This window comes from Actinacidiphila rubida, assembly GCF_900110255.1.
In the GTDB taxonomy this organism is placed as follows: domain Bacteria; phylum Actinomycetota; class Actinomycetes; order Streptomycetales; family Streptomycetaceae; genus Actinacidiphila; species Actinacidiphila rubida.
This window is the reverse complement of the sequence record NZ_FODD01000090.1, coordinates 1-9919: the sequence shown is the minus strand read 5'-3', so window position 1 is coordinate 9919 and position 9919 is coordinate 1. Positions and strand designations below refer to the sequence as shown.

The following is a 9919-nucleotide window of genomic DNA, read 5'->3' as shown; positions in this document are numbered from 1 at the left end:
TACCTGGCCGACGGCGGCGCGCACGCCGTGTCCGTGCTCGACCCGGCCGCCGGCCAGGTCATCACCGACATCCCCGTGGACACCGACCCGCAGGCGCTCGCGCTCAGCCAGGACGGCACCCGCCTCTACGTCACCGGGCCCAGCACGGCGACCGTCACCGCGATCGACACCGCGACCGGCACGGTGGCCGCCACCAGCCCGGTCGGCCGCAACCCCGCGGGCGTCGCCCTCAGCCGGCTCGCGCTCCCCGCCCCGGTCGTCATCTCGATCAGCCCGGCGTCGGGCCCGCCGTCCGGCGGCACCGAGATCACCCTCACCGGCAGCCACCTCAAGGACGCCACCGCCGTCACGTTCGGCCCCGGGCACCCCGCCACCGACGTGACATGCACCGACACCTCCTGCACCGCCGTCGCCCCGCCCGCCGACGCCGGCACCGTCGACGTGCAGGTGACCACACCCGCCGGCACCAGCGCCGCGGGCGACACCAGCCGCTTCACCTACGCGGCAGCCGACCTCGGCGTCACCCTTGCCGCCGATCCCCAACCCGGCCTTCTGGGCGGCAGGATCACGTACACCCTCACGATCACCGACCACGGTCCGTCCGCGCTCGGCGCTGCCACCGTGACCGCGGTGCTGCCCGCGCCGATGCGCGCCTCGTCCGGCGACTGCCAGACCGCGGGCACCACCGTGACGTGCGGCGTGACGGGCCTCGCCATCGGCGCGAGCACCACCCGCCGGTTCACCGTGCCGATCGGCCTCCTCGGCGTGGGACTGCCGTACACGGTCACCGCGTCCCGCACCGCGAGCACTCCGGTCGACCTCGCCACGGGGAACGACCGCGCAGCCAGCACCTGCACGGTGGTGACGTCGCTGATCATCGGCTGCCGTTGAGTCACGTGGCCCGTACGGCGGGCAGGCCGCACACCGGCATGGCGTTCCACGCCCGGTAAGTGAGCAGGTGCGTGCGCAGTTGCGTCTGCGTGCGCACCTGCACCTCGCCGGTGTGCGGCCGGACGGACGCCCCCGCGCCGGGTCGGGCAGGCGCGGGGCGGGGCGGGCTGAGGCCGGCGGGCCTGCTCCGACGCCGCTCTGTCAGTGCCCTGCGGCAGGCTGGCCCCATGACCCTGTGGACTCTGGCCGCCGTGGAGGAGGCCCTGCGTGACAGCTGGGCCGCCGACACCTGCTCACCCGACGACCTGGCCCGCGGCGGCTGGCATCCGGACAACCCCGCCTGGGGCCACTGCGACATCACCGCGCTGGTCGTCAACGACCTGTTCGGCGGCGACCTGGTGGTCGGGGAGGTCCGTGACGGCGACGAGCGGGCCGGCTACCACTGGTGGAACGTGCTGCCCACGGGTGTCGAAATCGACCTCACCCGCGACCAGTTCCGCCGCGGCCAGACCGTCACCGCGGCCCGCACCGTGCGCCGCCCGCCGGGGCCCCTGCCGCGGCGGGCGGCCGAGTACGCCCTGCTGCGCGAGCGGGTCGCGGAGCGCCTCGGCCCCCTTCCCACACCGGCGGACGGGCTCCCGCCGCATCCGTGAGCCGCGCGGCCGGCGGCCGCCCCGACGAGTCGGAGCCACCCGCCCCGCGGCGTCACCGCTCGGCAGGACCGACCGCGGCGGACCCTCCGGGCCCCCGTGGTCCGGGCGGGACGGCGCGTCGGGCACACCTCGATTCGGACTGGTGGGCCGGGGATGCCAGGATGGGGGCATGGACAACGTGTACTTCGACATCACCATCGACGGCGCCCCGGCCGGCCGGATCGTCTTCCGGCTCTTCGACGACGTCGTGCCCAACACCGCCAAGAACTTCCGCGAGCTGGCCACCGGCCAGCACGGCTTCGGCTACGCCGGCTCGGCCTTCCACCGGGTCATCCCGCAGTTCATGCTGCAGGGCGGCGACTTCACCCGTGGCGACGGCACCGGTGGCAAGAGCATTTTCGGCGAGAAGTTCGCCGACGAGAACTTCCAGCTCAAGCACGACCGCCCGTTCCTGCTGTCCATGGCGAACGCCGGCAAGAACACCAACGGCTCCCAGTTCTTCGTCACCACCGTGGCGACCCCCTGGCTGGACGGCAAGCACGTCGTCTTCGGCGAGGTCGTCGAGGGCCAGGACCTGGTCAGCCAGATCGAGAGCAGGGGTTCGCAGAGCGGCCGCACGAGCGCGAAGGTCGTCATCGCCGACTCGGGCACCATCCCCGCCTGACCTCCGGCACCCAGGGCACGCCGGCCGGCCCCGCCGCCCGCTCATGGCGGCGGGCGGCCGGCGTCCGCGTTCCCGGTCCCGGTGCCGTGTTTCTTCCGTTCTGCCGTACCGGGTTCCCGGCTGCGTGTTCCGTGTTCCGTGTTCCCCCGTGTCTCCTCGCGCGCCGGGACGGTATCCGCGTGGACAGCGCGGGCCGCGGGGCCGCACGATGACGCCATGCCCGCAGCCGTTGCCGCGTTCCTCGCCGTCCTGCCCGCCTTCCTCGGCGCGTGCGTGCTCATCGCCGCGTCACCCGGCCCCAGCACCATGCTGATCATCCGTCAGTCGCTCCGCAGCCGCCGTGCCGGTTTCCTCACCGTCCTCGGCAACGAGACCGGGGTGTTCGTGTGGGGTGTCGTCGCCGCCTGCGGACTGACCGCGCTGCTCGCCGCGTCGCAGGCCGCGTACGACGCGATGCGGATCGTCGGTGCCGTCGTCCTGGTCGGATTCGGCCTCCAGACGCTGAAGGCCGCGCGGGCCGGCCGGCACGCCGACGGCGACCCCGTGCCCGGCGCGCCCCCGCTCGACGGCAGCGACCCCGACGCCGTCCGGCCGGGGGCTGCCAATTCCGCGGCGGCCCCCGGCTCCGGCCCGGGCGACCGCGACCCGCGGCACGAGGGCCTGCGGGCGTACCGTTCCGGGCTGCTGCTGAACCTGGCGAACCCCAAGGCCGCCGTCTTCGCCCTGTCCTTCCTGCCGCAGTTCGTGCCGGCGGGTGAGCCCTCGCTGCCGGCGATGATCGCCCTGGCGGCTGTCTGGGCGGTGTTCGAGGTCGGCTACTACGGCCTCTACGTGTGGTTCGTCGCCCGGATGCGCGCCGTGATCTCGCGGGCGGGGGTGCGCCGCCGCCTGGAGCAGATCTCCGGGGGAGTGCTGCTGCTCCTGGGCCTGCGGCTCGCCGTCGAGGGCTGACCCGCGACGGCGAGCCCGTCCCTTTCCGGTGGATTGTTCTGATCATCCGGATACGCTCGCCGTGTGGTGAGCGACGATCTTCCCGAGGGCGGGCAGCGGCTCCTCCGCCGGGGGAAGCGCGCGCGGCGCCCACGCGCCTTCTGGGCCCCGGCGGCGGTCGCGGTGGCGATCTGCGCGCTGGCCCTCGCCACGCCGAAGAACTTCGCGTTCAGCCGGCTGCTGCCCGCGGCGCCCGCCCTGGCGGCGTCGATGTGGTCGGTGGCCTGGACGCTCGCGCTCGGCGTCGTCGCCCTCGTCGTCGTGGTGATCATCGAGATCGTCTACGACCCGAACTCGACCATGTTCAACCTGGCGGCCGTCGCGGCCGTCACCGCGGCCGCCGCCTACGCCAGCCACGTCCGGCAGCAGCGTGAGCGGACCCTGAGCAAGGTGCGCTCGGTCGCGCTCGCCGCGCAGTCCGTGGTCCTGCGGCCGATGCCGCACCGGCTGTGCGACCTGGGCATCGAGACCCTGTACCTGGCCGCCGCCGAGGAGGCGCGGGTCGGCGGCGACTTCTACGAGGCGCTCGACACCCCGTACGGTGTGCGCCTGCTCATCGGCGACGTCCGCGGCAAGGGCCTGTCCGCGGTCGGCACCGCGGGCGCGATCACCAACGCCTTCCGTGACGCCGCGTTCGACGAACCCGACCTGGTGGCGATCGCGCGCCGGCTGGACACCGCGATGACCCGGTACAGCCGGGCCTACGGCGAGTCCGCCGAGGCGCTCGAGCGCTTCGCCACCGCCGTCTTCGCCCAGATCCCGCCCGGCGGGCCCGCCGAGCTGCTGAACTGCGGCCACCCGCCGCCCCTCCTGCTCCACGGCGGCGCCGTGCGCACCCTCGACCCCTCGGCCCCCTCGCCGCCCATCACCATGGCCTCGCTCATCGGCGGCGGCTACACCGTCGACACCGTGCCGCTCGCCCCCGGCGACCGCCTGCTGTTCTACACCGACGGGGTCACCGAGACCCGCGACCGCACCGGCACCTTCTTCCCGCTCGCCGACTGGGCGGCCGGCCAGGACGCCCTGCCGCCCCGCGCGCTGCTCGACGCCTTGCACCAGCAACTGATCCGCTACAGCGGCGGCGCGCTGGACGACGACATCGCCGCCCTCGTCGTCCGGCGGGACCCGACGACGCCCCACGCCTGAGGCCCTGGAGGCCCTTTTGGTTGTACGGGACTGGTGTGACGTGGGCCACGGTGCGGTTTGCCACCGGGAATGGCGGGCAGCGGCGCCTGGAACAAAGGGCGATCCACCCGCGGGGGATGCGGATCGCTCTCCCCGCTACTCGTGAGGTGTATGTGTCAAGGCTGCAGGTCGAGCATCTGTACAAGGTGTTCGGGCCCCGACCCGAGGAAGCGGTGCAACGGCTCGAAGCCGGCGCCGACAAGGACGAGCTGCGCGCCGGCGGTGAGACGGCCGCGGTCATCGACGCGTCGTTCGAGGTGGCCGAGGGCGAGATCTTCGTCGTCATGGGCCTGTCGGGCTCCGGCAAGTCCACGCTGCTGCGCACCCTGAACGGGCTGCTTCCGCCGACCGCGGGTGCCGTGCACTACGACGGACGCGACCTGACCGAGCTCGACGCCCCGGAGCTGCGCCACGTCCGGGCGCACGGCATCAGCATGGTCTTCCAGCACTTCGCGCTGTTCCCGCACCGCACGGTGGTGGACAACGCCGCCTACGGGCTGGAGGTGCAGGGCGTCCCGAAGCCGGAGCGCGAGGAGCGGGCCACCGAGGCCCTACGGCTGACCGGCCTGGAAGGCTGGGAGAACTCCTGGCCCGACGAGCTGTCCGGCGGCATGCAGCAGCGTGTCGGACTCGCCCGCGCCCTGGCCACCGACGCCGACGTGCTGCTGATGGACGAGGCGTTCAGCGCGCTCGACCCGCTGATCCGCCGCGAGATGCAGGAGCAGCTGCTGGAACTGCAGCGCACCCTGCGCAAGACCATCGTGTTCATCACCCACGACCCGCACGAGGCCGTCCGTCTCGGCGACCGGATCGCGGTGATGCGCGACGGCCGCATCGTCCAGAACGGCACCGTCGAGGACCTGCTGCTGCGGCCCGCCGACGACTACGTCGCCTCGTTCATGGCCGATGTGGACCGCAGCGCCGTGCTCGAAGGGCACCACGACGAGGCGGAGGTGACCGCCCGTGCCTAGGCTCCCCCTCGGCAGCTGGGCCGAGAGCACCGTCACGTTCCTGCGGGACCACTTCAGCGGCCTGTTCGACGTCATCTCCAGCATCGTCTCCGGGATGTACGACGCGCTGGATTCCGTGCTCACCGGGCCGCAGCCGCTGCTGCTCGCGGGCATCCTCGCGGTGATCGCGCTGTGGCTGCGCGGTCCCGTCGCCGCGGTGCTGGCCTTCGCCGGCTTCGCCCTCATCGACTCGATCCAGCAGTGGCACCAGGCCATGGACACCCTGTCCCTGGTCCTCGTCGCGACCGTGGTCACCCTGGTCGTCGCGCTGCCGCTGGGCGTCTGGGCGGCCCGCAACCGCACGGTCAGCGCCGTGCTGCGTCCGGTCCTCGACCTGATGCAGACCATGCCGGCCTTCGTCTACCTGATCCCCGGCATCTTCTTCTTCGGTGTCGGAGTCGTCCCCGGCGTCATCGCCTGCATCGTCTTCGCGCTCGCCCCCGGCGTGCGCATGACCGAGCTGGGCATCCGCCAGGTCGACGACGAACTGGTGGAGGCGGCCGAGGCGTTCGGCACCGGGCCGGGCAAGACCCTGCTGCGCGTGCAGCTCCCGCTCGCGCTCCCCACCATCATGGCCGGAGTCAACCAGGTCATCATGCTGGGCCTGTCGATGGTGGTCGTGGCCGGCATGGTCGGCAGCGGCGGCCTCGGCCAGTCGGTGTTCACCGCGATCAGCCAGGTCGACGTCGGCCTCGGCTTCGAGGGCGGCGTGTCCGTCGTCATCCTGGCCATGTACCTCGACCGGATGACCGGTGCGCTCGGCGGCCGCGTGACGGCCGTCGGCCGTCGGGCCGCCGCCGCGCTGCCGCGGCGGGCCGGCACCCGTGTCCTGGCCTACCGGCCGCAGGCCTCCGTCGCGGTGGTCGGCGTGGTCGTGCTCGGGCTGGTGGCCGGCGGGATGAGCGTGTTCGCCGGCGGCACGGCCGACGCGCAGGTGTCCGGGAAGGACAACGTCGGCAAGGGCCGCACGGTCAACATGGGCTACATCCCCTGGGACGAGGGCGTCGCCTCGACGTTCCTGTGGCAGGAGGTGCTCAAGGAGCGCGGCTTCAAGCCGAACGTGACGCAGTACGACGTCGGCGCCCTGTACACCGGCATGTCCACGGGCAAGATCGACTTCGAGACCGACTCCTGGCTGCCGACCACCCACGCGTCGTACTGGGCGAAGTACCGCAACAGCCTGGAGGACCTGGGCTCCTGGTACGGCCCGACGTCGCTGGAGCTGAGCGTCCCGTCGTACGTGAAGGGCGTGAACTCGCTCGCCGACCTCAAGGGCAGGGGTGGCGAGTTCAAGGGCCGCATCATCGGCATCGAGCCGGGTGCCGGCGAGATGAAGCTCCTCAACGACAAGGTGCTCTCCGCGTACGGCCTCAAGGGCGAGTACAAGGTGGTCGCCGGCTCGACGGCGACGATGCTCGCGCAGCTCGACCGATCCATCAAGGCGAAGGAACCGGTCGTGGTGACCCTGTGGTCGCCGCACTGGGCCTACGACACCTACGACCTGAAGAAACTGGCCGACCCGCAGCACGCCTGGGGCAGCGGCGACGGGGTGCACACGCTGGCGCACAAGGGATTCGCCTCCCAGGAGCCGCAGGTCGCCAAGTGGCTGAAGTCGTTCCACCTGACGGAGAAGCAGCTGACCTCGCTCGAGTCGGCCGTGCAGAAGGCGGGCCAGGGCCACGAGCAGCAGGGGGTGCACGCCTGGCTGCAGGAGCACCCGGGCATCGTCGACACACTGGCCCCGGTCGGTTCCTGACGGAGTCCGCGCCCCGGCCCCACCCCGCGTCCACGGGGTGGGGCCGCCGTCTTCCCGGCAACCTCCACCACCCGACCCTCACCCTGAAGTCCAGGGTGAGGGTCGACTCTCCGCCGCCGCTGGAGCGACGCCCGAACGGTGGAGTGGCGGGGTCGCCCGAACGGCTGCACAGTGTGAAGAAGGCCGGTCCGCTGGTTGTCTGTGGCCCGTTACGGCCGGACGGCGCCGCGGCGCCGTCCTGTGCCGCCGCGTGGCCCCGGTGCCCGGCGGTCCACCGCCCGCCACCCTCCAGCGAAGGGGACGTTCCCCATGGCAGCCACGGAGACCCTCGCGTCCACGCCCTCGACCTCGAAGTCGTCCTCGAACCGGCACCAGAGCATCGCCGGGAAAGTCGTCATCGCCGACACCGTCGTCGCGACCATCGCCGGCATCGCCACCCGCGAGGTGGAGGGCGTCCACGCCATGGGCGGCGGCGCCACCCGTGCGATGGGTGCCGTCCGCGACCGGGTCGCACGCTCCGCGGACCACACCCGTGGCGTGCGGGTCGAGGTCGGCGAGAAGCAGGCCGCCATCGATCTGGACGTCGTGGTCGTCTACGGAACGGAGATCGCCGGAGCCGCCTCCGGAATCCGGTCCCACGTCTCGGACGCCGTCGAGCGGATGACGGGCCTCGAGGTCGTCGAGGTCAACGTCAACGTGCGCGACGTCCACGTACCCGGCGAGGAGACGGACGAGGACGAGGAAGAAGTTCGCGTCCGCTGACGCCGACCCGCCCGGTCCCGCGCCCGGCGTGCCCTTCGAGGCGCGCCGGGCCCGTGCGGCCGCGGCGCCACCGTGGTCATCGCCGGGAGTGGCCGAGCGGGTCGAGAGCCTCGGCGGTCGCCCCGTCGGCCACCGTCGACTCGCTCAGCTCCTGCCACCGCTCGTCCTGCGCCAGCAGGTCGCGGCCGGCCGCGGTCGCGTACCCGTAGGCGTCGGGACCCACCAGCAGCCGCAGGGGCGGCTCGTCCAGCGCCGCCACGTCCAGCACGAGCCGGGCCACCTTCGCCGGGTCGCTGGCGGTGGTCGACCCGGAACCGTGCATGGACGCCGTCGCGCCGACCGTCGCCGCGTACTCGGGCCGCACCTCGGCCACCTGCATCGACGACCCGGCCCAGTCCGTCGCCATGCCGCCGGGCTCCAGCACCGTGACCTTGATGCCGAGCGGCCCGACCTCCCTGGCCAGCACGGAGGAGAAGCCGCCGACGGCCCACTTGGACGACTGGTAGGCGGCCAGCCCCGGCGTCGCCAGCCTGCCGCCGACCGAGGAGACCTGGATGACGTGGCCGGATCCCTGCTCGCGCATGACGGGCAGCGCGGCCCGGGTCAGCCGCACGACCCCGAAGAGGTTGGCGTCCACCTGCGCGAGGAAGTCGTCGAAGTCAACGTCCTCGATCGCGGCGACATTGGCGTATCCGGCGTTGTTGACCAGCACGTCGAGCCGCCCGAACCGTTCGACGGCGGTCCGCACGGCATCGGTGACCTGCGCCTGGTCGGTGACGTCCAGGGGGACTACGGCGATCCGGTCGCCGAACTCGGCGACGAGGTCGTCGAGGGCCTTCGGCGACCGCGCGCCGGCCACCACCCGGTGCCCGGCCGCGGCCGCGGCGCGCGCGATCTCGCGCCCCAGGCCACGGGAGGCGCCGCTGACGAGGAAGACGGAGGACATGAGGGACTCCTGTTCATCAATCGACTAACCAGTTGGTTAGCTCTCCTCCATGGGACACCCAGGACCGCCCGGTGTCAACTATCCGGTTGGTTGATAAGGTGACTGTCATGAACAGGGACGCGGAGGCGACCCGCCGCCGGCTGCTCCAGGCGGCGACGGACGAGTTCGCCGCATACGGGATCGCGGGGGCCCGCGTCGACCGCATCGCGGCCGCGGCCGCGAGCAACAAGGCGCAGATCTACCACTACTTCGGCAGCAAGGACGGGCTGTTCGACGCGGTCTTCGACGCGATGTGCCGCGAGACGGTGGACGCCGTCCCCATCGACCCCGCGAACCTCCCCGAGTACGGCGGCCGGCTCTTCGACTCCTACCAGGCCCGCCCGTGGGTCCAGCGCCTGGCCGCCTGGTACCGCCTCGAGCGCGCGGACACCGGCACCCTGCTGCCCATCGTCATGGAGAGCAACGCCGCGAAGATCGAGGCGGTGGCCGCGGCGCAGCGCGACGGCCTGCTGACCACCCGCTTCAGCGCACCCGAACTCCTCGGCCTCGTCCTCCACCTCTCCGGCTTCTGGAGCTCCCACACCCCCGAGATGGGTGCGCGGCTGGCGGAGGACGGCCTCGCGCGGCAGCGCGAGGTCGTCGTCCGCGCGGTGGCTGCGCTGCTTTCCGCGTCCTGACCGGCCCGGGGTGCGGCTGGCGCCTTGTTCGCAGCTTCGGCTTCCGGGCTGCCCCCGGGGCGTCGTGCCCGTCTGCCGCGCCGTCGTGGCTTGTCGCGCAGTTCCCCGCGCCCCTGCGGTGCACGTGCGTGGGTGGGGTCAGGGGCCACTCCGGGAGTGTCTCCTCGAGCTTTGCATGGCGGCTTTTTCCGAAGAGGTGGGCCGGGGCCTTGCAAAGCTCTGCGGGGACACACCCGGATCGTCCCCTTCCGGCCGGTCCCCGTCTGCGGGAGGACAGAGCTTGGCCGTGTCCCATGTCCCCCGCCGCACGGTGGGTAAGCGGGAGGGGGTGGGGAGGAAGTGCTCCCCGCAGAGAAATGTGCGCGGCCCCCGGGCAACAACACGT

General features: G+C 72.7%; 9 protein-coding genes and 1 pseudogene. 9 read left to right on the top strand and 1 reads right to left on the bottom strand.

Annotation, left to right across the window (positions count from 1 at the left end; genetic code table 11):
* The 8 genes and pseudogenes from BMW99_RS38440 to BMW99_RS38405 form a co-directional block, all read left to right on the top strand.
* Positions 1 to 891 (top strand): IPT/TIG domain-containing protein (locus BMW99_RS38440; RefSeq protein ID WP_143080625.1); only part of this gene is annotated, 891 nt, incomplete at its 5' end.
* A 227-nt stretch (positions 892 to 1118) separates the two neighbouring features.
* The gene (locus tag BMW99_RS38435) at positions 1119 to 1544 is read left to right on the top strand and encodes a YunG family protein (RefSeq protein ID WP_069462851.1); all 426 of its coding nucleotides are present in this window, start codon (positions 1119 to 1121) and stop codon (positions 1542 to 1544) included.
* Positions 1545 to 1713: 169 nt separating this feature from the next.
* Complete coding sequence (locus tag BMW99_RS38430; RefSeq protein WP_069462852.1) at positions 1714 to 2208, top strand: peptidylprolyl isomerase; 495 nt, start codon at positions 1714 to 1716, stop codon at positions 2206 to 2208.
* A 216-nt stretch (positions 2209 to 2424) separates the two neighbouring features.
* On the top strand, positions 2425 to 3159 hold the full coding sequence (locus BMW99_RS38425) for a LysE family translocator (RefSeq protein WP_069462853.1): 735 nt from the start codon (positions 2425 to 2427) through the stop codon (positions 3157 to 3159).
* Positions 3160 to 3222: 63 nt separating this feature from the next.
* The gene (locus BMW99_RS38420) at positions 3223 to 4344 is read left to right on the top strand and encodes a PP2C family protein-serine/threonine phosphatase (protein WP_245791804.1); all 1122 of its coding nucleotides are present in this window, start codon (positions 3223 to 3225) and stop codon (positions 4342 to 4344) included.
* Positions 4345 to 4496: 152 nt separating this feature from the next.
* A pseudogene (locus BMW99_RS38415) lies at positions 4497 to 5312 on the top strand (quaternary amine ABC transporter ATP-binding protein); the annotation flags it as partial.
* A gap of 34 nt (positions 5313 to 5346) precedes the next feature.
* Complete coding sequence (locus tag BMW99_RS38410; protein WP_069462854.1) at positions 5347 to 7149, top strand: ABC transporter permease/substrate binding protein; 1803 nt, start codon at positions 5347 to 5349, stop codon at positions 7147 to 7149.
* A 309-nt stretch (positions 7150 to 7458) separates the two neighbouring features.
* Complete coding sequence (locus BMW99_RS38405; protein WP_069462855.1) at positions 7459 to 7911, top strand: Asp23/Gls24 family envelope stress response protein; 453 nt, start codon at positions 7459 to 7461, stop codon at positions 7909 to 7911.
* Between the two features lie 76 nt (positions 7912 to 7987).
* Here the strand turns inward: BMW99_RS38405 and BMW99_RS38400 are convergent, their stop codons facing one another.
* Complete coding sequence (locus BMW99_RS38400) at positions 7988 to 8857, bottom strand: SDR family NAD(P)-dependent oxidoreductase (RefSeq protein WP_069462856.1); 870 nt, start codon at positions 8855 to 8857, stop codon at positions 7988 to 7990.
* Positions 8858 to 8964: 107 nt separating this feature from the next.
* Here BMW99_RS38400 and BMW99_RS38395 point away from each other — a divergent pair, with 107 nt between their 5' ends.
* Positions 8965 to 9534: a TetR family transcriptional regulator gene (locus BMW99_RS38395; protein ID WP_069462857.1), complete on the top strand. Its 570-nt coding sequence runs from the start codon at positions 8965 to 8967 to the stop codon at positions 9532 to 9534.
* Positions 9535 to 9919 lie beyond the last annotated feature (385 nt).

What these genes read in the sequence shown, in the direction of transcription:
- BMW99_RS38435 (WP_069462851.1), top strand. Translation starts at nt 1,119, where the DNA reads ATGACCCTGTGGACTCTGGCCGCCGTGGAGGAGGCCCTGCGTGACAGC.
- BMW99_RS38430 (WP_069462852.1), top strand. Translation starts at nt 1,714, where the DNA reads ATGGACAACGTGTACTTCGACATCACCATCGACGGCGCCCCGGCCGGC.
- BMW99_RS38425 (WP_069462853.1), top strand. Translation starts at nt 2,425, where the DNA reads ATGCCCGCAGCCGTTGCCGCGTTCCTCGCCGTCCTGCCCGCCTTCCTC.
- BMW99_RS38405 (WP_069462855.1), top strand. Translation starts at nt 7,459, where the DNA reads ATGGCAGCCACGGAGACCCTCGCGTCCACGCCCTCGACCTCGAAGTCG.
- BMW99_RS38400 (WP_069462856.1), bottom strand. Translation starts at nt 8,857, where the DNA reads ATGTCCTCCGTCTTCCTCGTCAGCGGCGCCTCCCGTGGCCTGGGGCGC.
- BMW99_RS38395 (WP_069462857.1), top strand. Translation starts at nt 8,965, where the DNA reads ATGAACAGGGACGCGGAGGCGACCCGCCGCCGGCTGCTCCAGGCGGCG.